This window comes from Rhizobium sp. BK181 (assembly GCF_014193305.1).
Classification (GTDB): domain Bacteria; phylum Pseudomonadota; class Alphaproteobacteria; order Rhizobiales; family Rhizobiaceae; genus Rhizobium.
Genome location: NZ_JACHZA010000030.1, coordinates 1 through 25,268, shown reverse-complemented (window position 1 = coordinate 25,268; position 25,268 = coordinate 1). Strand labels below are relative to the sequence as shown.

Below are 25,268 nucleotides of genomic sequence, written 5' to 3'. Positions count from 1 at the left end.
TGACCATGCTTCCCACCCACGGCCGCTACGACTTCAGCCCGATCACCGAGCGCCCCGATTTCCTCTGGCCAGATGGCAACAGACTGGCGCTTTATGTGGCTTTCGGGGTCGAGGAATATCGCTTCGGCGAGGGCATGGTCGAAGACCTCATGCCCGGCGCGAGCAAGCCGGACATGGTCAACACCTCCTGGCGTGACTATGGCAACCGCGTCGGCGGCTTCCGCCTGATCGACCGCTTCGCCTCGCGCGGCATCCGGCCGGCGATGCTGCTCAATACGGAAGTCTATGACCATGCGCCGGCCCTGATGGACGCGGCCCATGAGGCCGGCATCGAAATGGTCGGTCACGGGCTTACCAATTCCGACACGCTGGCCGGCATGACGCCAGAGGCGGAGCTGGCCTATATGAAGGCCGTACAGACCAGGATTACCGAGAAACAGGGGTTTCGGGCGCGTGGCTGGTCCAGTCCCTGGCTCGCGCATACCGAAAACACCATCGACCTCCTGCCGGAGGCTGGCTTCAGCTATCTCCTTGACCTCCGGATGGATGATCAGCCCATCTATCTCAAGGGCAAGAGCCAGGGCAAGCCGCTGCTCGCCCTTCCCTATGCGCTGGAGCTGAACGACAGCACGACCCTGATCGGCCGCCAGACCACCGCCCGCGATTTCACTCAGATGATCGTCGACGAGTTCGACGAAATGCTGCTGGCATCCCGGAGCCAGCCTCTGGTGATGAGCATCGTCGTCCACAGCTTCATCTCCGGCCAACCCTTCCGGCTGGCGGCGTTGACGGCCGCACTCGATCATATCGTGGCCCGAAAGGATCAGGTTTGGCTCGCCCAGCCGGGCGAAATCGAGGCCTATGTAAGAGCGAATCGGCAGCGCGCCGTATGATTTACTTGAGGCAAAATTGAACACCTCCTTGTTTGCCTTTGGTCCGCCATTATGGTCGGCAACCTAGGTGTTGCCCCCCAACTGAAACGAGCCGTCGATCTGCTCACCGACGACAGTGAAGCCACCACGCGCGTCCATACTCCAGGCATTAAAAGGTCCGTGAGTAGCGTCTCGAAATGACGGCCGCGAGCGTGGGGCTCATCCGACATTTCCTGGAGCGCCAGAAAGCGTGCTTCAAGCCCCGCAATACGGTTTCGTCGGCGCGAAAAGTTCGAGGCGTAGCCTGTGACTTCGTTTCGAACTCGCCCGGGGCCGGCCCATAGTTCGCAAGAGCAGCTCCGCCCAAACGCTCTATTATCGCGGTCAGACGGCGATGAGCATTGACGACTTTTTCAGTCTGGGCTCGCCCGAGCCGATCCGTTTCACGATATTCCCACAAGGCTGTAAGAGCTTTGACGATCGCTCGTGGCTGCCCGATCGTAAGAAAAGCGCGGAAAAGCTTTCCCTTGCTTCCGCCATAGATCGCGCAGGCATCGTCATAGATGTCGATGCCGACCTCCCGGCGGAAGAAATCAGCGAATGTGCTGTTCGTGAAGTCGAGGACGTAGCCCGAGCTCATGCCAAACAATTCATCGATCAGCTTCATTTCGACCGGTCGTAGTTGTTCCATCTATCCACCAATACCCAACTCGCCGAGCAGCGTAGAGATCACGTCATTCACAGCGCGCTGGCGAAGCGCCCGCAGCTCAGCGATCTCAGGGTCTCCGTCATCTCCGATGATCTCAAACCGCGCGGCCGCAACCGGGCCCTCGCGGAGATAGCCTTCATCGGCGACGGCGAAATCGCGCACGAAATTGGAAAGGCCGCCGAAATTGAGCAGGCTCGACATGAGCTGCAGGGCGATGGCCGAAAGCACGACGCAGATGACGCGCCCATAGCCGCCCTCCGGCTTCACGCCGGCCATCACCGCAATCAGGATGGCGATCAGCAGATAGGAGCTGCCGTAGTCGAACTTCACGTTGACGTTGCGCGCAGCGATGATGACGCCGGCAATTCCCGAGAGCGTGCCGGAGATCGCATAGGTGGCGACGATCACACCGGTCTTCGGAAAGCCCGCGTAGCCCCGGGCCTGACAGTCAACTCAGCTTCGCCCGCCATAGGCGCTCTGGGGTGTCAGTCTCATAGGCAAGCTTGTCGAAGCTCGCGACTTCCAAGATTAGTCCCCAGGGAGTGCGGAAGTAGATCCAGTTGAAACCTGCCAACGGCCCCGCCTCTACAAGATTTGGCCCGTCCAGCAGATCGATGCCTAGCTCCTTCAATCTCTCGGCGGAAGCGTTCACGTCTTCGACTTCAAAGCACAGATGTACGCAGCCTACTTCCGACGACCTCTTGGGAGGCGATGCGGACTCGCCCTCGTATTCGAACAGTTCGACGCTGGTCCCATTGCCGCAGCGGAGGAAGACCAAGTCACGGATCTTGGAGTATTTGGCAGCCCCAAGCTTATTTTCCATGAAGTCTTGATCAACGCCGAACGGTCCTGTTCGAAATACTTCGATCGCCCCGAAAACGGCTTGGAAGAACTGTATTCCCTCCTCAATATCCGGCACTGTGATGCCTATGTGATGCATGCCGTAAACGTTCGTGGTCAATGCCATTCCTCCGAGTCTCGAAGAGCGCAAACAGCTTCTGCTGCTATGGTGTGGGCGACGGCGAGGAAGTCGTCGCGAGGAAGCCGCCTGAAGTCAGGTCGTGCGTCTCCGCGCAGCGGAGTAGATAAGCGCGGCGGCGACGATCAGAGCCCCTTGGAAAAGATACTGGTAGGTCTGCGTCAGGCTCAGGAAGGTCACGGCGCTCAGCACTTCGGTCAGCAGCACCGCGCCCATGACCGTTCCGACGAAGGTGCCTCGTCCACCAGCCAAGCTGGTTCCTCCAAGCACCACGGCCGTAATGCTCGAGAGCGTGTAGGCGACGCCTTGGCGTGGGTCGCCCACCCCGATCTGTGTCATCAGCATGACCGCTCCCAGGCAAGTCAGCATCGAGCAGGCGATGTAGCCCGCCACATAGGTCAGATCGACGCGAATACCCACACGGCGCGCCGATTCCTCGTTCGAACCTACTGCACGCAGACGTCGTCCGGCTCTCGACCGTCTCAAGGCAACCTCTCCACCAAGAGTAACCGCTACCAGCACTAGGAAAGCCACAGGGAACGGCCCAACCTGCCAGTTGATCCAATCTGTGACCGTGGAGCTGATGTAGCCGTCGGGATTCTCGCGGAGCAGGAAGCTTAGACCTTGGATCGCGATATACATGGCAAGGGTGGCGGCGATCGGCGTGAAATTGGCGAACCTGATCAGAACCCCGTTTACGGCTCCGGTTAGGAAAGCTCCCACAGCCATCAGCGCAAATCCCAAAGCCATCGTGATTATGGAGACTTCCTCGGTCACAAAAAACGACGCGACCACGACAAGAAAGCCAGCCAGCGGTCCCACAGACAGATCAATACCCCCCATCAGTAGCGCGATGGTCTGCCCGAGAGCAATGAAACCCAGTGCGGTTGCCAGGAGAAGAATGTTGGAGATATTGTAGGCCGACAGGAAGTTGTCGTTTTGACCATTTACGAACAGTCCAAGCAGGATTGTAACGAGAACCAAGGGCACCATCGGTGCCATGTCGGATTCCAGGAAATGCTTTAGCCGCGTAAGGGATTTCGGCACTTTCGTGCCTTCCGTACCGACGTCGTGCCCCTCAGCCCTTACTGCTGCGGCAACGATCCGTTCTTCGGTAATCGCCTCGCCAACCAAAGTATCAACGACCTGACCGCGCGACATTACTATTACCTTGTCGCACAGACCCTCGAGTTCCACTGCATCAGATGAATTCACGATAACCGGCGTGCCTGCCTCCGACACGCTTCTGAGGATTCGATAAATTTCGAAACGCGCTCCGACGTCTACGCCCTGGGTCGGCTCGTCGGCGACAACAATACCCGGTTCAGACAGCAACGCTCGCGCCATGACGACCTTCTGCTGGTTCCCGCCAGACAGCGATTGGATAGACGCTTCGAGCCCAGGCGTCTTGACGGCAAGATCACCGAAGATTGATCTGACTTTTCGATGCTCCGCGCTGCTGCTCAAGATTCCAGCTGTGGCGAACTTCTCGAGAGCTGAGAAGGTCGCATTCTCCCGAACTGTCAGCCCGCTTGCCACGCCCTCCAGATGGCGGTCGGACGGCATGAAAGCAGCCTCGTCCAACAGCTCTTTCTGGGCAAGCTGCCGCCCGTGCAGACTGATCGTTCCTCGCGTGGGCTGCAGGCCCGCGAGCGCGCGCATCAACTCCGACTGACCATTGCCGGAGACACCAGCGACGCCAAGTATCTGCCCGCGCGATACACCGAAACTCACATTGTTGAACCCCTCTCCGCTCAAACCTTCGACATTGAACACTGACGAGCGATCGGCACCCTGTGATCTTGGAGGAAATGCGGCTTCAAGCGTGCGTCCGACGATCATGTTGACGAGTTCGCCATCTGCAATCTCGCTGACCTTCGCAGCTCCGCGAACACGTCCGTCCCGCATCACGGTAACTCGGTCTGCGATCTGACGGATCTCGGCCAGGCGATGAGTTATATAAATGACCGACGTGCCATTCTGGGCTGCTGTCCGAATGAGACCGAAGAGCATCTCTGTAGCCTCCTGATCAAGGGAAGCGGTCGGCTCGTCCAGGATCAGGAGTTTCGGGTTGACGGAAATCGCTTTCCCGATTTCGAGCAAGTGTTTCTGCGCTACGGTCAGGTGATCGGCGCGCATGTTGAGTGGCAATTTCAGCGCCACAGATTGCAAAGTCTGTCCGGCCAGGTCGCGAGTGGATCGATGCCGCAGGATTGAAGCGGGCAGAGCCACGCTCAAGTTTTCCAAAATTGAAAGATCGTTGAGAATGGCGGGATGCTGAAAACAAATGGCGATGCCAAGGGAAGCTGCAGCATCAGGTGTCATCTGGGGTACGCGTTGCCCCTCGAAGATTATCTCCCCTTCGCTTGGTTGAAGGGTTCCAGCGATAATATTCATCAAGGTCGATTTTCCTGCGCCGTTCTCACCGAGAATGGCGTGGACCTCTCCCGGCCTGAAATCGACGTTGACATCCCGCAGCGCGGGAATCCCGGCAAAAAATTTCGAGATCCCAGTCAGTCGGATGGTCTCTTCGAAAGATGCCTGAGGGAGTGTTTCATATGCGTTCATTTCTACTGCTGCCATGGTCAAACGATCCAATTCTGAAGGATGGACCTGCCTGAAGCTGCTGCCGCGAGCAGGTCTAAGAGTCGATTGGCTACTTGCCAACAGCCTTGGCCTGCTGCTCCGCGGGAAGCTCCGAAGACAGGTAGATGGCGCCAGGCAGGTCCTTCTTGCACTGGACAGGGTTCGGTTTACCGGAGACCGAGTCTTCGAACTCTGGTGCCTTGAACGTCTCGTCCTTCGGCGGCGTGCCGTCGGTTGCCAGAGCCACGGCCCACTGAACCGCCAACCTGACGTTGTCATTGCCCGTTGCGACCGTGAACAGCTTGAAATCCGGGTTGCTGTCCTTGTTCTCCTGCCAGAAGCAACCGAGTGAATTTCCATCAGAAGTAGCGAGAGCCGGAACTGATTTTCCCTGCTTTGCGAACAAGGGCAACGCACCGACCAGGGACGGCCCGAAGTCCGAGATGATCACGTCGATCTTCTTGTTTTTGGCAATCTCTGCCGTGAGAACCTTCTGCGTAAGTGCCGGATCCCAATTCGTGACTGCGAAGGGCTCCTGGTTGACGAAGACATATTCCTTGCCAAGAACCTTCTTGAGACCCTTCAGCTCGTCCAAGCCTTGGCTGTTTCCAGCCGGTCCGCTGAGAAATAGGAGGTTGCCGCCGTTGGGCAGCACCGACTTGATCCACTTGCCCCAATTCTCACCGTCGTTTTCGAACGACGCACCGACGAATTTGGAGTAGTTCTTCCCATCCTTTCCTCCGACCGCTACGCGGTAAGGAACGACAACTTTCCCGGATTTGAAGACACTGGTGAGGGCCGGCAAGACGGCAGGGCCCGCGTCACCGAATACGACAAGTGCATCCACGCCCTTCGCGGCCATGCTCTTGATGTCGGAGATGGCCTTCATTGTATCGCCCTGGCCATCGGCGTATTCGTACTTGGTAATGCTAGGGCACAGCTCCACGGTCTGCTTGCCGGAAGCGGTTGTCACCTGGCGCCAACTGTTGCCGCCATAACCGTCCAGTAGCGCCAATGTCGCCTTCTTCGGACCGCACCAGGATGGCATCTCCGCCATCGCCGATCCGGCCATCGCTAAACCACTGAGTGCGGTCGTCAATGTCAGTCCCAGTGATGTTGCAAGGGTCTTATATTTCATTTCGCGTCCTCCACTTTTGTTGTTGAAGTCGTTCCACCTTGGCTTATCGACCAGCGGATCGAGTAAACCGCGATACCGAAACCCAGAGCGAGCGCCTGGATGATTGTTTGAGCTGAGAACGGTACCCCGACCGTCAGTGCGAATTGGCTCAGATGGTTCAAGAAAAATGCAGCAATGACAGTTGAGATCGGGAAGCCTCGTCCGCCCAGGAGCGAGGTCCCCCCGAGTACCACCACAGCGACTGACGGCAGCAGCAAGCTGTCTCCCTGGAAAGCGGTGGGCTCGCGCGTGATCCCCGCAATGAGAGTCCCTGCCATGCAGTAGAGGAGCTGCGCGTAAACGTATGCCATCATCTGGTGAAGTCGTACGTTGAGACCTGCTGCTCTGCCGGCCAATGGATTGGCCCCGATGGCCTCGAACCTGCGGCCAGCTACGGTCTTCTTCAGCACGAATGTGACGAGGATCATCGCACCTAGGGCAAAGAACACCGAGTTCGGTAGACCGAGCGTCTCGCCGCCTGCGATTTCGGCCAGAAGCTCGGTGGTGATAGATGGAACTCCACCCGACACCGCGAAGACCGCACTGTAAAGGAGCGCATTGGTACCAATGGTCGCAATGATCGCGTTCAGCCTGAAGAGACTTACGAGCGCCCCGTTGAGGATGCCTGCAGCAACGCATATCCCCGCGGAAAGAAGCACGGCCTGGTAGAGAAGACCATCATCTTGTTGCGGATAGTGCGTGGCGATGACGACAGCCAGTGAAACGGACCCGGCAAGCGAGAGATCGAAGCCCCCCTGCTGCACCACAAGCAACTGCCCCAGGCCCACCATGGCGATGATCGCCGCAAAAGGGAGGCTTCCCGAAAGGGCGCCGATCGAAAGGCTGCTTGGTGCGAATAGAGCGCATAGTACGATAAGCACGAGCGTCGAGAAAACGACCGTCACGAAATTTCGCGTGAAGGGAATCCGCAAAGTGGTCTCCTTGGGACGGCCGATGTGGGCAATGGACGAAGCGTGGGGCATTTCAAGGTTCTCGCTCAGAAAGTCACAGTGCTCCCGGCGGGCCTCGCGGCGGTGAGCCGGGCCCGATCGGTCTGGTTAGCAAAAGAGAGGAGTAATCGAGATGGAACTCCGGGTTGCCTCGTCGCTCAGCGCGACATTGGCCTCCAACTGTCTCGACGAAAGAGCTTGTCCCGATCCCTAAAATTGCGGCTGGCACTGCTGTCCCGAGATTCCCGATACTCGATGAACATACCGCTGCAGATACTTCCGGCTTCCGCCAGCCAGTCAAGAATATGCTTCCAGGTGATAGCAGTTACCGCTTTCATTTTCTCTCCTCCTTAGAAAATCAGCAGTTTAATCCTGTTCCTTCAGCGTGCCGACGCAAGAGCTCCGATCGTGGGACGCCACTCGTAGATAACAACATCGCGATACACGCCGTGGACTACGAACGGGTCGGCCGAGCTGAAGCGACGCATTTCCTCAAGCGAACCTACGTCCGCTACAACCACGCCACCCTCGCCTATGCCTGAATCGTTCATGATCGGGCCGGACTGTAAGATCGAAAGCTGTCCAGAACGCAGATGCCGCTTGTGGTCCTCAAGGTAGATTTTCCGCACCGAGTCCTTGTTCGGATCCGATATCGCGACACGGACTGCGAGCATCCTCTACACCTCCCAATTATCCGCGATTCCTCACAATACCGCGCATATTCGATTTCGTAGTGTTGATGGTAGCTTGAGGGGCCGGGAAGAAAAGAACGGAATTATCCATTTCGGATGTTCCAGTATTGGCCGCCCATCGCCCCGCTATTCCACTACTCCGTCTTAGGTTCATCTCCACGAAAAGCGCGATCGAGCAGACGATGAAGGCCGCTCCGCTCAAGCTCTCTCGGATTCCAGTAAGCGTTGCTCAGCGCCTGCTCCACGGCCGCCTCGATACTACCTTCAGGCATGCCGAGGTCTCTCAACGACATCACCGCCCCCAATTCCTTGGCCATATCGTAGAGGAACTTTGCCGGGTCGGGCGCGGTGAGCGATCGCTTCAGCCGCTCCATCGCGACCGGCGTGGCTGGAGCGTTATAGGCTAGAGCGTGAGGAAGCATCGCGGTATGCAATTGGGCGTGCGGTAGATTGAACATCCCGCCGAGCGTGTGACAAAGCTTGTGGTGCAACGCCATGCCAACCGATCCCAAGCAAACACCGCAGAGCCAAGCGCCATACAGCGCTGAAGAGCGGCCTTCGATATCTTCCCGATTGGCGTGTATCCGAGGCATAGCTCGCACGATGGCTGAAATACCTTCCTCCGCCGCTAACGAGATGATCGGGTTCGCTTCCTTCGCGTAAAGAGCTTCAACAGCGTGGGCGACCGCATTGAACCCACTCGTCACTGAAAGCGGTACGGGTAATGTAAGCGTGAGGTTGACATCATAAACGATAACCTCGGGAAGGATTCGCGGGTCCGACTTGGTGACCTTCCGCCCTCCCTCGGTTTCGCCGAGAATAGGGGTTGCCTCCGAACCAGCATATGTGGTTGGCACCACGATCTGTGGCAGATCTGTGCGCAAAGCTATCGCCTTGCCCAGTCCCGTCGTCGATCCGCCGCCAACGGAAAGCAATGCATCGACATCATGTCGCTCGATGGACCTCATCGCGTCTGCCGTTACGTCGACAGGGGTGTGCATCTGCGCCTTAGAATAGCTGGCTACTACGCGTTGGCCCAAGCTCCCAGCGATTTCTGCTGCCTGATCGGCCTGCTCCGGTGTCGAAAGCACCAAGATACGCCGTACCTTCAGCCTGTCCGCTTCGTCAGGAAGCGCTGCTACAGTGCCTTGGCCAAAAATGACCCGCGCGGGATTTCCGGTGTAGACAAAGTTTTTCAACGTCAGCCCCTATCAGTAGGCTTGGCGAGGACGAAGTCGAAGTCCGAACGCCAATGCGTTTCGCCTGCTTCGAGCTTCGTGAACGGCGCGACCAGAGTTTGCTTCACTCCGAATACCGTGTCCGATTCAAGGTATGGATCACCACCGACGAAGGTATGAGTGACCAGCTTCTGGAATCCATCCGCCCGGACCATGTAATGCATGTGCGCCGGGCGGTATGGATGGCGGCCGAGGCTTGCAAGCATCTGCCCTACCGGACCGTCGTCGGGAATCGGATAAGAAACGGGTCTGATACCGATGAAGCTGTAGCGGCCATCGGCGGCGGTGACGAAAACACCTCGGTTGTTCCATTTCGGCTGGAGTTCAGGCTGCTGAACGTCGTAGTAGCCATCCGCGTTGTCAGACCAGACGTCTATTCTCGCTCCCGACACGGGATTGCCGTCCAAATCGAGTACCCGCCCGATGAACAGGCAGCTTTCCCCCTTGCCGTCGAGACAGATCCGCTCACCCATTTCACGGACAGGGCAGCCCTCTAAGTGGAAAGGCCCAAAAACGGTGTTTTCGGTGGCACCGATCGGACGCCTGTTGTTGATGGCATCGACCAGCATCGACATTCCCAGCGTGTCGGAGAGAAGGATGAATTCCTGTCGCTCTCGTGTGCACATCTGTCCAGTGCGGGTCAGAAAATCTATTCCGTATTCCCACTCCGCCTGCGTAAGGTTGACCTCGCGGGCAAAGGCGTGGAGATGCTTGACAAGGCACGACATGACCTCTCTGAGGCGAGGGCTGACGTCTTCCCCCATTCGGGCATTGACCGCTTCCACGGAATTCGTCTCCGTGAAGAAGCCAGTCGTTGGGTTCGTTTCACTGGTGTTTGCGACCATATCCAATGCTCCCGACATCTAAGGGATGATCCGGTCGGATCGCAGACGATCGAAGGCATCGGTAAACGATCGGGTAGTGTCCTGATATTCAAGAAACCCGAGTTCTCGACTACGGCCCATATCGTTGAACGTCTCGATTTGGCGTCCGAGATCCGCGTCCGTATGCCAAAAGGACGCGACGCGCCTTAGCGCGTTGGATTCAAGGGAGTATTTGGCCACGATCTCATCCCAAATGGGGCCCGCATCAGCCATCTGCACTTCAAGCGGCTTCGGGCTTCCGGGATAGGGCGCAGCCTCGATACCGAAATAGGCGGCGAGACGCGGCCAGAGCCATTTCCACCTGAATACCTCGCCATTCACCACGTTGAAGGCCAGATTTGCGGCAGCGCTGGTGGTCGCCGCCCAGTGCAGGTGCTTAGCCAGAATTCTCACGTCTGTAACGTCGGTTACCGCCTCCCACTGTTCGGGTGAACCCGGAAATACAAATGGTCGACCCGTCTCGCGGCAGATCGACGCGTACACGGCAAGCGTCGCCGCCATATTCATCGCGTTGCCGACCGCATACCCGATGAGTGTGTGTGGCCGATGAATCGACCAGGTAAACCCTTCCCGCTTCGACGCGGCGAAGACTTCGTCCTCTTGGACGTAGTAGAAGTTCTCTCCGGGCAGGCGAACCTGCTCCTCTCTGAAAGGCGTTTCCGGCTTGGTCTTCGCGTATGACTCGAATGGCCCGAGATAATGCTTTGTCCCGGTGGTCAGGGCGACGTGCTCGATACCTCTTCCCGCGAGGGCCTCAAGTACATTGCGTACTATCGCGCCGTTGATCCTGCAGTTCTCCGCTTCAGTCTCCTGACGGGACCATGCCGTGATGAACACATGGCTAGGACTAGCATCCGCTAGCGCGGATCGTACGGACGGCGGATCAATGAGGTCACAGCTTAGGGTCTGCACGCCAGTGACCCGGCTCTGCGACCGCGACAACCCCGATACGGTCCAGCCGCCGCTCGCGAGAAGATTTTCCGCAAGATTGCTTCCAGTGATCCCGGTCGCGCCGACGATGAGTGCTTGTCTTGTCATGTTCTACCCGTTCAACAATGTAATCTTGATGCTCTTCGTGGGATCCTGGCCGAACGAAAATGCTTCCACCGCGTCGGTAAGTGAGAAGTTGTGTGTCTGGATTGGCGACAGGTCGATCCCCGTGCGCTCAAGAAAACGAATAGCGGCGGGCCAGACACCCGGAGAACCGATGCACCCTCTCACCGTGAGGTTCTTCATCTGGATCTGACCAATCAAAACTGGAACCTTCCGTCCAATGTTGATGCCGACCATGGACATTCTCCCCTCTTCACGCGCGTAACCGAACGCGGCAGCGAGAGATGCATCATGGCCGGAGGCCTCGATCACCAAGTCGGCACCCTTCCCTCCGGTTAACTCGCGAATCTTCTCGGCTGCGCCGCCGTCGGACGGATCGATGGCGACGTCCACCCCTAGCCGTTGGGCAACTTCACGACGCGACGCCAATGGATCGACGACGATCACGCGCGCGCCCATCCCAATCGCTGCGGCGGCCGAGACGAGACCGATCGTGCCGCCACCGGAAACAACCACAGTCTCGCTTGCATTCGTCCCTCCAGACCTTAGGACGGCGTAGAAGCCGCAGGTGAAGGGCTCGATTAGCGCGGCCTTCTTGTTGTCGACCGCGTCGGGCAGCTTGTGAAGCCACTCCGGATTGACTGCGAAGTATTCTCGATCCGCACCGCTTATTGAGAAGCCGAAATGATGGAGTCGCTCGGGCGTGCGCACCACGCATTCCCCTACAACTCGGTCACCCTTTCTGAACCCCGTGACGTTCCGACCGACCTCGACGACTTCGCCGCTCCATTCGTGCCCTGGGGTCACCGGATAGGAAATCGGAATAATGTAGCGCCCGGCGAGAAGCTCGTAGTCAGAATGGCAGATACCGACCGCTTTGGTATGAACAAGAACCTCGTTGGGCGAAAGATCCGGCATGCCTACATCGGCGATGACGGGCTTTTCCGGAGCTTCGAAAACCAGAGCTTTCATCTCATCCTCCTCAAATTGGTTCCAACAACCCAGTGTTTGCGGAGCGAACGATCGCTTCGAGAAGAGCGATGTTGTTGATCAAATCCGTACCACTGATGGGATAGTCCGCATCGCCTCTGACGGCCGCGGCAAATGCTTTCAAATTGTCACGGACTGGTTCGGCTGGAGGCAACTCACGGACGGTGATCGGCTTGTTCTTCCATCCTTCGGTAACGACCCAGCCGTCGGGTGCCTCGACATGCGCCTTGTCGCGCACGTCGATCCAGCCCTCCGTGCCGAACACCGCGAAGCGGGAGATGAAGGGCGTTGCGAGCGTGGCGGATATGTAGGCCGTACCTCCTCCGGAGAAGCGAACGTGAGCGCTCATCGTGTCTCCTTGCGGTATTGACGAGGCAAGGTTTTCGCATACGACGCGAACATCTTTGGCAGGACCCATAAGTTTCACCGCAAGGTCGGTAAGGTGGATCCCTGTCGCCGTCATACCTCCGGCCGGAGCCTGCTCGGCCTTGAGACGCCAGTTCGATGGATCGAGAGCGAGAAACTTGTCATGGCTGAAGTTCGCTTCGATTTGCAGCAAACGGCCGAGCTTTCCAGAGCTCGCCGCTTCGAGAATGGAGGCGATCGGTGTTTCGAAACGGCGCTCGTGCCCCATTCCGAGCACCAGCCCTGCCTCCCGGCAAAGTGCCACTGATGCTTCAGCCCCTGCCTTGGTCAAGTCGAGCGGCTTCTCGCAAAACACATGCTTACCAGCGCCGACGGCACGGGCGATCTGCTCGCGATGCAGCGAATGCGGCGTGGCAAGCACAACCGCTTCGACCGCCGGATCCTCGAGAGCGTCCGCCATGTCCGTAGAATACCGCAGCCCCATCTCGGCTGCGAAACCTGCCGCCTCGGGATTGGGATCGACGCCATGAACGAAATGCATTCCAGAGCCGCCTGCGTTGACCAGGGTCGCCATCTTCCGGCCCCACCAGCCAAGACCCACCAGTGCCGCAATGACGGGCTTCTCTTCACGAATGGTCATCGATTATCCACCCGCTTGCTGAATGGATGGATGTTGACGGTTTTCCAAACGCCAGCCTTGGTGAAGGGATCGGCCCTGTTGAATTCGACAATCTCTTCCTTGGAATCTGCTTCAAAAACGAAGAGAGAGCCGATCATAGTTTCATGGTCGTCGGCCAGAAGCGGCCCCGAGATCACCGTTTTGGTTTTGCCAGTCGAGAGATATGCCTTGTGAGCGTCGTAGTTCGCGAGCCGTTTGTCGACGGCTCCCTCATGGTCGAGGCAATGAACAACAAAATGCATTTCGTAAGTCCTTTCAAGTTCATGGCAGCCTCTCGCGAGGCTCTGGGCCGGTCAGGCCTTCATGTCGACTAGGATTTTCAGATGGGTGCCAGCGGGATCGAGAAGCGCTTCGAAGCCCTTCTCGACGACATCCTCAGCGGCGATCTGCGCGGTGACGATCTTCTCGACCGGGAAGACTCCGCCCCCAATCATCTGTGCGATGCGTGGCCAAATCTGCACGGGGTAGCACCACGTGGCCTCCACGGTGATGTCTTTGAGCGCCCACAGCATTGCGTCGATGGACGCGGGCCGAACATGGAGCCCTACCTGGACAACCGTGCCTTGGCGGCGAACGGCCTTGGCGCATAGGTTGAGCGAGGCCTCAGCACCCACACATTCAAGGGCAACATCGAGGCCGACGCCCTCTTCGGTGTGCTCGCGGAAGAGACGCTCGGTATCAGTTTCGCGTGGGTCAAATACGATCGCCTCAGGAACAAGCTTCTTTGCGAGTTCACGGCGATTTGGATTGAGCTCGGAGACGAAGATCTTGGTGGCTCCCGCCGCCTTGGTGGCAAGCAGAACCAGCGCGCCTATCGGCCCAACTCCGGACACAAGGACCGAGCTTCCGGACGTGACCCCACCACGGTCAACGCCATACACCGCCACCGCCGCTGGCTCGATCATCGCTGCCTGCACATCAGAAACGCTGTCTGGAACGGGAAACACGTTGTAGCCGTTGACGATAGCCCGCTCCCCCATCCCGCCCCAGTCCCACGACAGACCAACGCAGGCCATCTTTTCGCTGAGGTGGAAAAGTCCGCGCCGTCCGTAATAGTCGTCGCGCGGAGAAATCAGCGGCTGAATCGAGACGCGCGAGCCGGGCGCAACATGCTTCACGTTCTTGCCGACTTCGAGGACGCGTGCCGAGAACTCGTGGCCCAGGATCTGTGGCAGCGTTGCGCCGGAGTAGACGTGCGGCTTGGCCGGCGTCACAATCGGACCCGCAACGTACTCGTGAATATCAGTGCCGCATATGCCGCAGACCAATGGCTCCACCAGCACCATGTCGTCGCCGAGGGGCCCTTCCGGCGCCTTCACGTCTTCGACACGGATGTCTTTTTTCGAATAGTATCTTACAGCCTTCATTGCTCTGCCTTTCAGCTATTCCGCCCTGGACCTCCGGACGGTTTGATGCGTCAGACGCGTGCGCCGCGTCAGATAAGGACCATGCCACCATCGACCATGATGGTCTGCCCGGTAATGTAGTCAGATGCGTCCGAGGCCAGGAACGTCGTCACGCCCGCGATGTCTCTGGGCAGAGACACTCTTCCCAGCAGGATCGACTGTGAGAACTCGTTGATTGCCTGTTGGGGCTTATCCGTCAAACCGTGGTCCATGAACTCGCGGTCGAGCTGCTCCCAGAGCTCTGTCTTGACAACGCCCGGCCCAAAGCAGTTGACCGTTATTTCGTGCTCAGAGAGGGCGCGCGCCGCCGCTTGGGTAAGCGCCACGACGGCAAATTTGGAGGCGCAGTAGTGAGCGAACAGCGGATAGCCTTGTTTCCCGGCAATCGACGCCGTGTTGACGATCTTGCCGCCGCCACCTTGGGCGATCATCTGCATCGCAGCTTCCTGGATCCCGATCATCACACCGCGGCCATTGATCCGCATGATCCGATCGAAGTCCTCGTCCGTCACCTCGAGAAACGGGCAGGTCTGACTAATGCCAGCATTGTTGAACATGACATCAAGGCGACCGAAACGCTTGACTGTCTCCGCGATCAGGTCCTTAACACTCTGACGATCCGCAACATCGACACCGACAGCGAGCGCCTCATGGTTGCCGGCGGAAATCTTCGCAGCCGTCTGTCTTCCCGCGTCGACGTTTAAGTCCGCAACGACCACCCGGGCACCGTTGTCCGCGAGATCACCAGCTATCCCAGCTCCGATACCTCGCGCGGCACCCGTCACGATGATGACTTTGTTCTCGACCGATCCCGGCACGACTGCTCCTCCCTCAACATATTGTTCCCGTGCAAGACACGCCGATTGCGTGTCGTCGCACAGTTCGATCGCGGCGCACCGGAGGGAGGTTTGACTCATTTCCCACCATCCGACCGAGCGACGGAATCGTCAGTCAACGAAAGCCGCCGCACAAACCAGCGGCCTGCACGCGTTCTCAATTATCTGACGGCTTTGTTCCTCCCACAGGAAACGCCGTGCGATCCTGAGCGAAGGCTAGATGATGGAGCCTCGCCTCGACAAATCTTAAATTATCCGAAACGGATATTTTCAGTGCAGCAATCACTCTCGAGCTGAAGCTACTATTTCTTAGGGAGGAGACGACGGCGCTTGCGCCGCATGGTGGCACGCATCAGCCCATTCATATGCGCTCCTTCTCAATAGCAGCATCGAAGTATCTGGTTGGCAAGCGCCCCCAGGGAAGGAAGGTTTTGCATGAGCGATACAATGAGAGTGGGCTGGGCTGGCATCGGCAAGATGGGCGCCCCAATGAGCAGGCGAGTGCTCGAGAACGGATATGCTCTCTCTGTGTACGAGCCGCTCCCGGAGAACCGTGCCTCGGTCGTAGCTCTCGGCGCTAACGTCGCCCACAGCCTTGAAGATCTGGTCGAGACATCGGATGTCGTGATGTTGACCATACCCAACGACGCTATCCTCCGAAACCTCATCCTTGCCCCCTCTGCACTTGCTGAGTTGCTAAGGCCGGGCCAGATCGTGGTGGAGATGAGTACCGTGTCGCCAGAGCTGTCAGCGGAAGTGGCCGACGCCTTATCGCGCGTTGATGTTGCCTACCTCCGTGCTCCGGTTTCTGGAAGCACGATGACCGCTTCATCAGGAACGCTTTCGGTGATGATCTCCGGCCCGGAGGACGCGTACCGAAAGGTGAAGCCCATTCTTGCCAGTTTCTCCATAAAGCAGTTCTACCTTGGAAATGGAGAGGAGGCACGATACCTGAAACTCGTCCTGAATGCCTTGGTGGGGGCAACCGCGGCCCTACTCGGCGAAGCCCTGACGCTTGGGCTAAAAGGCAACCTGTCCGTAGAGACAATGCTGAATGTTATTTGTGAAAGCGCGGTGGCGTCGCCGCTAATCGCCTACAAGCGGGATCTTCTTGTAAATCGAAACTTCGATCCAGCCTTTTCGGTCTCTCAAATGATGAAGGACTTCGACTTGATCCTGGGAGCAGCGAAGTCTGATCATGTCCCAATGTATCTGGCCTCGATGATCCGACAGCAGTACGAGGCCGCATTCGCAGACGGACTCGCGGAAAAGGACTTTTTCGTTCTTTTTGAGCAATACGAACGTCTTGCTGGCCTGAGCCGCGAAAGGAAAGCCCTTTGAGCGGAGGCACACATGCTGGCTGGTGAAAACGCAATCCGCGCGCTAGTCTGACCGCCACAACGACGGTTGGGAGGCCGACGTGAACGAATACGAGATGCTGCGCGTCATTGACTTCATCGAGAAGACGCGTCGACCGTTCCGGGAGGTTATAGAAGCTGCTGACGAGGACGCGATCTGGCTGATCGTCACCTTCCTCATCAAATCCCATATCCTCAGCCAGCCAGTATCGATTTCCACGCTCGGCCAAGAGTCGGGCCTCCCGTACGCGACTTCGATGAGGTTGATCAATCGTTTCATCGACAGCGGACACATCATAAAGGTCTCCAAGTCCTCCGGCCAGCGTTATGCCCTGCAGCCGAGCGAGCAACTTTTGCGATCATTTGAGAACTATGCTCGAAAAACGAAATCTCTCCTCGCACAGACCTTGGGCCTTCGCGCGGGCGAAGAAGAGGACGAATACTACTTCGGCGGCACACCGCTCGGATCGCAGATCATCCCGCCCATGCGGCTCGTCCAGAGACGCGCGGAGGCACAGATCGAACTCCGATTTCTGCTGAACGACGACAACTACTTTTCCGCCATGCGGAACATGTGGGCCGATTTCCGCAGTAACCTTGCGTCCCGCAAGAATTTCGACCTGCTGCCGCTACCGGAAGTCTATCGGCGGACGAGAGAGAATGCCGCTAAGAAGCTCTCCGACTACGACGTAATCGCCATCAACATGCCGTGGCTTGGCGAATTCGCAGAGAGCGGTATCATTCGTCCAATCGACCAATACGTTCAGCGGACGGGCATCAACCCGTTGGATTTCCACCCCTCCATCTGGTCGTCGGCGACATGGGACGGAAGAGACTATGGCGTTCCTGGATACTGCACCGTCGAATTCCTTGCGGCGCGAAAGGACCTCTTTCTCGAAGCAGAGATCTCGTTTCCAAAGACGTTCGAGGATGTGATCAGAGCTGGGCGCAAATTTCACTCACCTGACGAAGGTATGTATGGGGCAGTCTGGGACGGTGCGCGCGGCATGCCCATCGCCTCTAGTTTCCTCTTCTTCCTGGGTGCATGCGGACAGCCAGCGATTTCGCTGCGCAAGACGCGCTCAGGCTACACCCTAGAAGGCCTCGACCCCGATGAACTAACATGTACCATCCTTTCGGATGCAGGCTTCGCTGCTCTCGAATACATGCGAAGGCTAATGGAGATCTCACCGCCAGCCATATTGGAGATGGCGTGGGACAAGACGCTCGACGTGTTCCTGCAAGGAAGAGCCAGCCTCGGATACTTCTGGACGATGCGAGCCGCTCGGTTCGAGTACGATGTCCAATCCAAGGTAAAGCGGCGAGTTGAGTATCTGCCCCAGCCTTCGGGACCCGGCGGCACCCGTGCTTCCCCCATCGGCGGCTTTCTTTTCTGCATTCCAACGAATCTGCCAGAGGAACGCGTGGAATTGGCCGCCGACGCGATCGCCTGGATGGCTTCACGGGAGGCGATGAAAGCACACGTAAAGAACGGCTTTCCGGTCGCGCCGCGCTTCTCGGTCAGCGCCGATCCGGAAGCAGCTGCCAGCTCGCCGATCGTCCGGTTTGTGGATCAGCTCGCAAAAAAGAGTCTGCTACATACTTGGCAGCGCCCCAAAATTCCCCAGTACACAACTATCGAGAAGGTGCTAGGCATGGAAATCCATGACGCCTTGCTCGGCAACAAGACGCCGCGCGAGGCACTTGAAACGGCGGCGGCGGAAATCGAAATGAGCCTCAGAGTGGGACGGCACTCCGTCCAGGAACTTCGGTCGCGCTAAAAGCCCCCGATGCCGCCGCGGGAGGAGCAGCGCCCCGCGACGGCTGAGGTTACTCGTTCAGAGCCCGTCGGACGAATGCTGATAGCTCTCCATCAACAGGCCTGCGTTATGAGGCCGTGCTTCGATCCGTCCGGCCTCAATGTCCAAGGCCACCTCGACGACGCGCCTGTTGACAGGCGCTTTTCGTCCATCGCGTTCCAGAATATCCGCTACCAGTCCGTTGACTTCCTGGACTTCTGCCCGCCGACCCTTTCGCCAATCCTGCAGCGAGGTCGTCAGCGTATCGGCTTGGGAGAATGTCTTGAGCACCTCCTCGAAAATCTGATCTACGTAACGTTCAGGATGGTTGGTGGTAACTGCAGACATGCCGATGATAGGTATGATCTGCGCTCCATCGGCTAGTGCAGCCTGCATTGCCTCGTACCCCGCGGCGCGCATCACTTCCAACATTCCGGGATGCCGCGCAGCGTCCGCCAGTGGTAGATTGACGATGGCGGAAGGAATGAGCTCCGCTGCATTGACAACGAGCTTCATCCATTTCGCCGAGTGGATATCGTCCATTACCTCGACACGGCCAGAGTTTCGAAGCAGCTTCGCGACTTCCTCAACCCGGTCCCGGTTCTTGGGGTCTAGCGCGCCAAGAGCGAACCACGATGTATCATGATCGTTTTGTCGGTTTGTGATGCCGGGAATGAACATATTGGACGCGATCTCGATGACCGCTCCGACCGTTCGCTCTCGACCCACGACATCGGCGATGTCCTCGTGGGTCATGCCGTTTTGCAGTCCGACGATGAGGCCGTCGGGCGCAAGGCATGACTTTATCAACTGACACGCCCACTTCGTGTCATAGGCTTTGACGACGAGAAAGACTAGGTCGAACGGTTCTCTGATTTCCGCTACTTGGCAAAGATGTAACGCGGGAACCTGCACGTTGATCGTCCGCGAAGGCAGGTTAACCGTGATGCCGTCGCGTCGGATTGCCTCAACATGCTCGGGCCACTGCTCTATGAACGTGACATCAAGCCCGGCGCGAGCAAAGTCAGCCCCGATCGACGCGCCCTGAGCACCAGTCCCGAAGAAGGCAATTCTCGGCCCACGACTGCTATTCCAAACCATCCTGGTTCCTCCCAACATTGTCATGCAACTGCTGCTCGGAAGCTCGGCCTCGAAAGCAGCATGCCGTGAATGGTAAGGTCTATTTGGGGAACTTAAACACCATGATTATCCATAGTGGATGTATCCTGTCTGCCGGGACATTTGAACTGGCACTCAGGCATGGCCGCGGGTCAAAAGGCTGAAGGAGCCCAGCACGGCGGCTCCACCGATGAAGATAATCCTGCAAGAGTGAGGAACCGTGACATGCCAGATTGTGTTATAAGGCTTGGATGTCACATTCCCTCCGACATCCATCCCAACGGCAAGGTCCTGCCTCCACAGCAGCAGGACCTTGCTTTTGACAGCACAAGTGGGGGTGAGTAAGGAGCTTCCCGTCGGTGACTGTCCAAGGTGCTCTTGCTCACTTTATGCAAGAATTGTCATAGGAGACCAGATAGTCCTGGTCTGCAAAGCTCATTCCGGATTCATCGAAACAAAAGCCCTTCGGCGCGACGCGGATGAGATAGCGTTTTCCGCAGGTTGCTGGGACCACGATTGAGTAATTTCTGGGCTCCGTAGTCGGGGCCGGGTCAGTCCAGCTTCGGTGACGCTGTCGACGACGTGGCAGTTTGCGCAGGCTCTGAACAGCCTCGCGCCCCGCTGCAAAAGCTTGTGTGGCTAAAATTGCCAAGCAAGCCAGGGCGATTCCCGTAGTTCTACGAGCTGACCGGGCCCCTGCGTCGGTATTCGCAGTGCGTTTCGGCCCGAAATGATTTTTCATTGCGCCGTTACCTCGGTGTTTGCGTCACGGCAAAACGGGAAGCCTTCTCAGTGATGGTCCAAGATCAATCCGGACGCGCGTACTTGCACCTAACTGCTGAGTGGCCAACGGCCGCAGAAGCACCTCGAGCCAGCGGAGCATCTCAACGCGCCCACCTATCGTTACAAGCAGCCGGCCACGCATCACGTCATGTGTAGGGCGCGGGGTCTGGCTCGTCACGACGAGTTCCACGATGTCGCGATGCTTTGTTGTTCTCCGTGTGAAATATAGGCTGGTAACCGCAACGTCAGCAGCCCGAGTCCTATTATACGAACGACAGGGATCGGCGCGAGCGTTTGCGGGTGCGTCAGGGTCGCCGTGCCGAATCTCATCTCCCAGGATGGTTAGTTGGTATAGTACGCGTCCAGACTTGACGGAGCCCAGGATGTCGGGCCCCTCCTCCCCGGTCCGGCCTTTAGTGGTGCTCTGCGTGCGGAACCTCAAAAAGGTGGCGGATCCTTTCTGCAATTGAGGTCGGCTGTCCTTCGTCGGGATGCCGGTGACTTTCAATGAACTGCCTTTCGTTCTCGATCCTCTTAGCGAGCAGGAGACCGAGTTCTTCAGCGAGAGTCGGCCGATCACGCATCACACTTGCCAAGTCTTCCTTGCCAATCTGGTAAACCACGACGAATGTCAGCGCGCGAACTCGCGCGGGTTCTGCGGCTCCCAAAAGAACGCCACGCTCGCCAAACAAATCTCCCGGCGCCAGCCGCGTTTCGTCCGCCATTATTCCTTCGACTTCGCGTTCGACGGCCACGACGCCGTTGCGGACGATCATCAGCGACGACATCGATGCGTCCTGCTCGACGATGACCGCTCCTTCATTATACGTCAGGCGCTTCATGTTGCCTGCGAGGCTGTCCATTTTGTCGAGGGGCCAACTCCGCTGTCCATGATACCATGGTTTGAAAAACGCCTGAAGGTGAGGAGATCAGCAAGCAACGCCTAGGGTCACATTGTAAGCCCGGATTGTAGGCTCGAAATCATGTCGACAAAGATCTCCTGAACGGCTGGGATCGAAAATCACTGTCATCGCCAGGATGATGAACACGATGCTTCCCACGACAACAGAAATAGAAGTTATGACGGACGGCTCCAGGTCGTCCGAAGCGGGTCTTCTCGACTGATGCTCGAGCTCATAGACGGGAACTCGGCGGGGAATATTCGAGTTTGCGGGTATTGCAAGGCGTGTGGATCTAGGAGCGCCCTTCAACGAGCCCGCGTCTCGCGTAGAGGATAGTTCTGAAATTTTCATCGCGTTTACCGAAGGTAATTTAGCTTCCCCTCACCTAAGCCTCGCATAGGTGGCTCGCAACGCATCCTTAGGTATCAATTTAAGGGAACGACTTTTCAAACTGTGGGCACCGTGTGGTGTGGTCCTCGAATATTAGAGCGCCTCTCGCGCGCGATGCGCTAAACAATGATCGGCGGGCGAAGGGTTCCTTCCTAGCCGCCGATCATTGTTTTAGTCGAAGATGTCGAGATGAGTTCGGGCGCTTTCTCATCGACGGAGGAAATTCGATACGGTCAGATCAAGCAATTGATTGCCCTTGCCGTTCATTACGGCCTTCAAAGCCCAAAGGCTGAATCCCTTAACTTGTAGGGCCTCGATCTTTGGCGGCATCGACAGCTCTTCCGTATTGGTGACGACATCGAGAAGTGCCGGGCCGTCATGTGCAAGAACATCCGCGAGCGCCCCTTCCAAGTCAGCCGGGTCCTCCACTCGGCACGCGTGAACGCCGACGGCATTCGCCATCGCTGCAAAATCGGGATTATTAAGGCTGGTACCCGTCTCCAGGAGGCCGGACGCCTTCATCTCAAGTGCAACGAAGCCCAGTACGGAGTTGTTGAAGATGACGATCTTCACCGGAAGGTTCTGCTGAGCCAGCGTAAGAAAATCGCCCATCAGCATGGCGAAGCCTCCGTCGCCCGAGAGACTGATGACCTGCCTGTCTGGAAAGGCAGCCTGCGCGCCGATTGCTTGCGGCAATGCATTCGCCATCGACCCATGCACCAGGGAACCTATCATTCTGCGCCGCCCATTCATTTTCAGATAGCGTGCGGCCCATACTGTCGGGGTACCAACGTCGAATGTGAATACCGCGTCGTCGGAAGCGAGTTCGCTCACCAACTTGGCTAGATATTGCGGATGAATCGGCTTGCGGCCCGGCGTGCCGGTCGCGAGATCGTCAAGTCCTTCGCGAGCCTCTGTATAATTGGAGAGGCTTGTTGCCAGGTGGACCCCATCGGACTTCGGTTCGAGCTTTGGAAGTAGCGCTGACAGCGTCGCCTTTACATCGCCGACCAGGCCCATCTTCAACGGTGCCCGTCTCCCCAGATTTTCAGCCCGGAGATCAATTTGGATAATTTTGGCGCCACTCGGATAGAACTGCCGATATGGAAAATCCGTCCCGAGCATCAGCAATGTATCGCAGGCGAGCATCGCACCGTATCCGGAAGAAAAGCCGATGAGGCCCGTCATGCCGACGTCGTACGGATTGTCCCACTCGACATGCTCCTTGCCGCCGAGCGCGTGTACGACCGGAGCCTTTATGCGTTCGGCCAGCGCCACCACCTCATCGTGTGCGCCCTCGCATCCTCGCCCGCATAGGAGCGTGGTGCGCTGGCTCTCGGCCAGCACGCTTGCCAGGTTATCCAGATCGGCGTCCTGCGGAAGTATAACCGGCTCAGGAATCCGGATTCCCGCCGGATTGGAGATTGGAGCGGCGTATTCGGCAAGCGCGATGTCTCCCGGAATGACCACCACGGCGACGCCGCGTTTGGAAATCGCAGTCCGAACCGCGGTCTCGATTACGCCGGGAAGCTGGGCGGGATTGGAAACGAGTTCGCAGTAGTGGCTGCACTCCCTGAAAAGTTGATCGGGATGTGTCTCCTGGAAGTACCCCCGTCCGATTTCGACCGAAGGAATCTGAGCAGCGATCGCGAGGACCGGTACTCGGGAACGATGGGCGTCGAAGAGGCCGTTGATCAGATGAAGGTTTCCGGGACCGCAACTTCCCGCGCACACGGCAAGCTCTCCGGTTAGATGAGCCTCCGCTCCCGCGGCAAACGCCGCCGTCTCTTCGTGCCGCACATGGATCCAGTCAATGTCGCCGCGTCGCCGCATGGATTCAGTGATGCCATTCAGGCTATCTCCGACGACGCCGTAGATACGACGGACGCCGACGGAATGAAGCACTTCCGTGATGATGTCTGCTGCCTTTCGTGCCATTGCAGTCTCCTTGTCGTGCTGTGGTATTGACTGGTTTTCAACTGGCGATCGAATCAAACGGGCAAGGCCGGCGGTCAGTCTGTTGGGGACTTAGGAGTTCCGTGGACATCGCCGCCAAATCGCCGATCGTATCCGCATCCGCCCTCTCATCATATGCCCCCAATGCCATTTATTGATCCGAGACATTCATACCAAGTACCCGGCAACACCGTCCCACAGAAGCTTCACAGCAGTCACAGCAAGCAGTGCGTAGCATGCGCGGAAGATCTGGCGTTGATCGAGACGTCCATGAAGTCGCCAGCCCATTCCGACACCACTGGGAACCGCGAGCAAGCATACGGCCATTAGCACCAGGTCAGCACCTTCCGGCCGCACCAGCATCAACCACGGAACGGCTTTGGTGGCATTGCCGACCGTGAAGAAGAGGCTGGTCGTTCCCGCATAGACTTCCTTGGTCAAACCGAGCGGCAGCAGGTACATCGCAAGCGGCGGTCCGCCGGAATGAGCAACCATCGTGGTGATGCCCGACGCCAGCCCGGCTGCAACAGCCTTGGGTGCCGATCGAGGCCGAATGGAAACGCCGCCGCACGAGCGACAGGAGCGGGATCCCGACAATAGCGAATCCTCCTCCGAACGCCCCTTTCAGGAAGCAGATCAAGAAGACCCCTGTGAAAGCGACCAGAACGGTCATCAAGGTCAGATCTGCAGCGATTGGCTGGGTGGTCACGACCTCCTCCCTCGGCTGTAGGTATGCACCCGGCCGAAGGCTGCGGCCTCGGTTTCAGAGCGCGCGAGACCGATGTCCTTCAGAGCATCGTCGTCAAGTTCGCGAAGTCTGAGCATGGCGGCCGAGCCGCCAAGATCAGTGAAGAACATGCGCGCCGCGGCTTGGGCGCCGTCCGGATCGAACATCCAGCCGTAGGCGAATGGGAACGACGCAGTCCGTGTTGTGCTCTGGCACGGTGAACCCTCAGCGCAAGCCGGATTCAAAGGCTCTGTGAGCGAGCGGGCTCCTGGCCCACCCGTGGTACATGACGCACTCAATGCCGAGACAGCGAGGAAAGCGAACGCTGTGATTGGCTTGTGCAAGCGTTTCATGGAACCCTCCAAATAGAGCACCCTACAAAGCCTGACCGCCGAAATTTGCCGAACCGAAAGTCCCGACGTGACGCGCAAACCGTGTACTACTCGACAACACACACAGGCGTTCGATAGATTCTCGAAACTGTTGATGAAATTTTTCGGTCAGCCAGATGGAGCCGTCGGCCGCGGGGTTTCAGCAATTCAACTGAGGTTTTCTCTGAGGTGCGGGCTTCCGGCAAACAGCAGCAAAGCCACCCTGGACTGCCGTTCTCGCTGGCTCTCAAGAGGATCTGTTTTTTGCTCCGCAACCGAAAGCAAATATTTGCCGATCGCGTGCGATGTCGTCGAGGCAATCATCTACGCGGATCGGCTAACTGATCAATTCTAGGCCGTCGACTCATAAACTCTGACACCAGATCCTTGCCGCGACGAGTTTGACCGCTGCGAGATAGTTTTCCGGGCGCTTGTCGTAGCGAGTA

General features: G+C 57.8%; 21 protein-coding genes and 3 pseudogenes. 4 read left to right on the top strand and 20 right to left on the bottom strand.

Annotated elements, in window-relative coordinates; translation table 11 throughout:
- Positions 1-5: 5 nt before the first annotated feature.
- Both FHT77_RS30155 and FHT77_RS30150 read left to right on the top strand, forming a co-directional pair.
- The gene (locus tag FHT77_RS30155) at positions 6-893 is read left to right on the top strand and encodes a polysaccharide deacetylase family protein (protein WP_210281078.1); all 888 of its coding nucleotides are present in this window, start codon (positions 6-8) and stop codon (positions 891-893) included.
- A gap of 373 nt (positions 894-1,266) precedes the next feature.
- The gene (locus tag FHT77_RS30150) at positions 1,267-1,554 is read left to right on the top strand and encodes a hypothetical protein (protein WP_183759148.1); all 288 of its coding nucleotides are present in this window, start codon (positions 1,267-1,269) and stop codon (positions 1,552-1,554) included.
- Positions 1,555-1,563: 9 nt separating this feature from the next.
- Here the strand turns inward: FHT77_RS30150 and FHT77_RS32375 are convergent.
- The 14 genes and pseudogenes from FHT77_RS32375 to FHT77_RS30080 form a co-directional block, all read right to left on the bottom strand.
- A pseudogene (locus tag FHT77_RS32375) lies at positions 1,564-2,031 on the bottom strand (ABC transporter permease subunit); the annotation flags it as partial.
- Positions 2,030-2,521, bottom strand: coding sequence for a VOC family protein (locus FHT77_RS30140; RefSeq protein WP_409527478.1), 492 nt, complete (start codon positions 2,519-2,521; stop codon positions 2,030-2,032). The pseudogene FHT77_RS32375 and the gene FHT77_RS30140, both read right to left, overlap by 2 nt.
- 114 nt (positions 2,522-2,635) lie before the next feature.
- The gene (locus tag FHT77_RS30135) at positions 2,636-5,143 is read right to left on the bottom strand and encodes an ATP-binding cassette domain-containing protein (RefSeq protein WP_210281077.1); all 2,508 of its coding nucleotides are present in this window, start codon (positions 5,141-5,143) and stop codon (positions 2,636-2,638) included.
- Positions 5,144-5,216: 73 nt separating this feature from the next.
- On the bottom strand, positions 5,217-6,284 hold the full coding sequence (locus FHT77_RS30130; protein ID WP_183759146.1) for a substrate-binding domain-containing protein: 1,068 nt from the start codon (positions 6,282-6,284) through the stop codon (positions 5,217-5,219).
- Positions 6,281-7,306, bottom strand: a complete 1,026-nt coding sequence (locus FHT77_RS30125; RefSeq protein WP_183759145.1) for an ABC transporter permease — start codon at positions 7,304-7,306, stop codon at positions 6,281-6,283. The genes FHT77_RS30130 and FHT77_RS30125 overlap by 4 nt, the downstream gene beginning before the upstream one ends.
- Positions 7,307-7,653: 347 nt before the next feature.
- On the bottom strand, positions 7,654-7,947 hold the full coding sequence (locus FHT77_RS30120; protein WP_183759144.1) for a YciI family protein: 294 nt from the start codon (positions 7,945-7,947) through the stop codon (positions 7,654-7,656).
- A gap of 152 nt (positions 7,948-8,099) precedes the next feature.
- Entirely contained in the window at positions 8,100-9,164 is a 1,065-nt protein-coding gene (locus FHT77_RS30115) for a maleylacetate reductase (RefSeq protein ID WP_183759143.1), read from the bottom strand.
- Between the two features lie 2 nt (positions 9,165-9,166).
- On the bottom strand, positions 9,167-10,048 hold the full coding sequence (locus tag FHT77_RS30110; protein WP_183759142.1) for an intradiol ring-cleavage dioxygenase: 882 nt from the start codon (positions 10,046-10,048) through the stop codon (positions 9,167-9,169).
- Between the two features lie 18 nt (positions 10,049-10,066).
- A complete protein-coding gene (locus FHT77_RS30105; RefSeq protein WP_183759141.1) occupies positions 10,067-11,125 on the bottom strand; it encodes an SDR family oxidoreductase in 1,059 nt (352 codons plus the stop codon).
- A 3-nt stretch (positions 11,126-11,128) separates the two neighbouring features.
- Positions 11,129-12,112, bottom strand: a complete 984-nt coding sequence (locus tag FHT77_RS30100) for a zinc-binding dehydrogenase (RefSeq protein ID WP_183759140.1) — start codon at positions 12,110-12,112, stop codon at positions 11,129-11,131.
- Between the two features lie 10 nt (positions 12,113-12,122).
- Positions 12,123-13,136, bottom strand: a complete 1,014-nt coding sequence (locus FHT77_RS30095) for a Gfo/Idh/MocA family protein (protein ID WP_183759139.1) — start codon at positions 13,134-13,136, stop codon at positions 12,123-12,125.
- Complete coding sequence (locus FHT77_RS30090) at positions 13,133-13,417, bottom strand: YciI family protein (protein WP_183759138.1); 285 nt, start codon at positions 13,415-13,417, stop codon at positions 13,133-13,135. Before FHT77_RS30090 ends, FHT77_RS30095 begins: the two co-directional genes overlap by 4 nt.
- Positions 13,418-13,468: 51 nt before the next feature.
- Entirely contained in the window at positions 13,469-14,542 is a 1,074-nt protein-coding gene (locus FHT77_RS30085; RefSeq protein WP_183759137.1) for a 2,3-butanediol dehydrogenase, read from the bottom strand.
- A gap of 68 nt (positions 14,543-14,610) precedes the next feature.
- Positions 14,611-15,399 carry a glucose 1-dehydrogenase gene (locus FHT77_RS30080; RefSeq protein ID WP_312859797.1) on the bottom strand — a complete coding sequence of 263 codons (789 nt, stop codon included), beginning with the start codon at positions 15,397-15,399 and terminating at the stop codon, positions 14,611-14,613.
- Between the two features lie 453 nt (positions 15,400-15,852).
- Here FHT77_RS30080 and FHT77_RS30075 point away from each other — a divergent pair, with 453 nt between their 5' ends.
- Positions 15,853-16,758 (top strand): NAD(P)-dependent oxidoreductase, encoded by a 906-nt coding sequence (locus tag FHT77_RS30075; RefSeq protein ID WP_183759135.1) that lies wholly within the window; start codon positions 15,853-15,855, stop codon positions 16,756-16,758.
- A 79-nt stretch (positions 16,759-16,837) separates the two neighbouring features.
- Positions 16,838-18,556 (top strand): extracellular solute-binding protein, encoded by a 1,719-nt coding sequence (locus FHT77_RS31830; RefSeq protein WP_183759134.1) that lies wholly within the window; start codon positions 16,838-16,840, stop codon positions 18,554-18,556.
- 57 nt (positions 18,557-18,613) lie between these two features.
- Here FHT77_RS31830 and FHT77_RS30065 read toward each other — a convergent pair whose 3' ends face one another.
- The 6 genes and pseudogenes from FHT77_RS30065 to FHT77_RS30040 all read right to left on the bottom strand — a co-directional run.
- The gene (locus FHT77_RS30065; protein WP_183759133.1) at positions 18,614-19,675 is read right to left on the bottom strand and encodes a ketopantoate reductase family protein; all 1,062 of its coding nucleotides are present in this window, start codon (positions 19,673-19,675) and stop codon (positions 18,614-18,616) included.
- A gap of 1,214 nt (positions 19,676-20,889) precedes the next feature.
- Positions 20,890-21,318, bottom strand: coding sequence for a cyclic nucleotide-binding domain-containing protein (locus FHT77_RS30060; RefSeq protein ID WP_246720237.1), 429 nt, complete (start codon positions 21,316-21,318; stop codon positions 20,890-20,892).
- Positions 21,319-21,975: 657 nt separating this feature from the next.
- A complete protein-coding gene (gene poxB, locus FHT77_RS30055; RefSeq protein ID WP_183759131.1) occupies positions 21,976-23,706 on the bottom strand; it encodes a ubiquinone-dependent pyruvate dehydrogenase in 1,731 nt (576 codons plus the stop codon).
- Positions 23,707-23,892: 186 nt separating this feature from the next.
- Positions 23,893-24,433, bottom strand: a pseudogene (locus FHT77_RS30050) (TSUP family transporter).
- Entirely contained in the window at positions 24,430-24,804 is a 375-nt protein-coding gene (locus FHT77_RS31825) for a hypothetical protein (RefSeq protein WP_246720235.1), read from the bottom strand. The pseudogene FHT77_RS30050 and the gene FHT77_RS31825 overlap by 4 nt, the downstream one beginning before the upstream one ends.
- Positions 24,805-25,186: 382 nt before the next feature.
- A pseudogene (locus FHT77_RS30040) lies at positions 25,187-25,268 on the bottom strand (IS5/IS1182 family transposase); the annotation flags it as partial.

Bases quoted from the DNA above. Each gene is read 5' to 3' on its own strand.
- FHT77_RS30105 (WP_183759141.1), bottom strand. From the start codon at position 11,125: ATGACAAGACAAGCACTCATCGTCGGCGCGACCGGGATCACTGGAAGC.
- poxB (WP_183759131.1), bottom strand. From the start codon at position 23,706: ATGGCACGAAAGGCAGCAGACATCATCACGGAAGTGCTTCATTCCGTC.
- FHT77_RS30155 (WP_210281078.1), top strand. From the start codon at position 6: ATGCTTCCCACCCACGGCCGCTACGACTTCAGCCCGATCACCGAGCGC.
- FHT77_RS30095 (WP_183759139.1), bottom strand. From the start codon at position 13,136: ATGACCATTCGTGAAGAGAAGCCCGTCATTGCGGCACTGGTGGGTCTT.
- FHT77_RS30090 (WP_183759138.1), bottom strand. From the start codon at position 13,417: ATGCATTTTGTTGTTCATTGCCTCGACCATGAGGGAGCCGTCGACAAA.
- FHT77_RS30100 (WP_183759140.1), bottom strand. From the start codon at position 12,112: ATGAAAGCTCTGGTTTTCGAAGCTCCGGAAAAGCCCGTCATCGCCGAT.
- FHT77_RS30075 (WP_183759135.1), top strand. From the start codon at position 15,853: ATGAGCGATACAATGAGAGTGGGCTGGGCTGGCATCGGCAAGATGGGC.
- FHT77_RS30140 (WP_409527478.1), bottom strand. From the start codon at position 2,521: ATGCATCACATAGGCATCACAGTGCCGGATATTGAGGAGGGAATACAG.
- FHT77_RS30120 (WP_183759144.1), bottom strand. From the start codon at position 7,947: ATGCTCGCAGTCCGTGTCGCGATATCGGATCCGAACAAGGACTCGGTG.
- FHT77_RS30135 (WP_210281077.1), bottom strand. From the start codon at position 5,143: ATGGCAGCAGTAGAAATGAACGCATATGAAACACTCCCTCAGGCATCT.
- FHT77_RS30065 (WP_183759133.1), bottom strand. From the start codon at position 19,675: ATGGTTTGGAATAGCAGTCGTGGGCCGAGAATTGCCTTCTTCGGGACT.
- FHT77_RS31825 (WP_246720235.1), bottom strand. From the start codon at position 24,804: ATGAAACGCTTGCACAAGCCAATCACAGCGTTCGCTTTCCTCGCTGTC.
- FHT77_RS30125 (WP_183759145.1), bottom strand. From the start codon at position 7,306: ATGCCCCACGCTTCGTCCATTGCCCACATCGGCCGTCCCAAGGAGACC.
- FHT77_RS30060 (WP_246720237.1), bottom strand. From the start codon at position 21,318: ATGAAGCGCCTGACGTATAATGAAGGAGCGGTCATCGTCGAGCAGGAC.
- FHT77_RS30085 (WP_183759137.1), bottom strand. From the start codon at position 14,542: ATGAAGGCTGTAAGATACTATTCGAAAAAAGACATCCGTGTCGAAGAC.
- FHT77_RS30110 (WP_183759142.1), bottom strand. From the start codon at position 10,048: ATGGTCGCAAACACCAGTGAAACGAACCCAACGACTGGCTTCTTCACG.
- FHT77_RS30130 (WP_183759146.1), bottom strand. From the start codon at position 6,284: ATGAAATATAAGACCCTTGCAACATCACTGGGACTGACATTGACGACC.
- FHT77_RS30150 (WP_183759148.1), top strand. From the start codon at position 1,267: ATGAGCATTGACGACTTTTTCAGTCTGGGCTCGCCCGAGCCGATCCGT.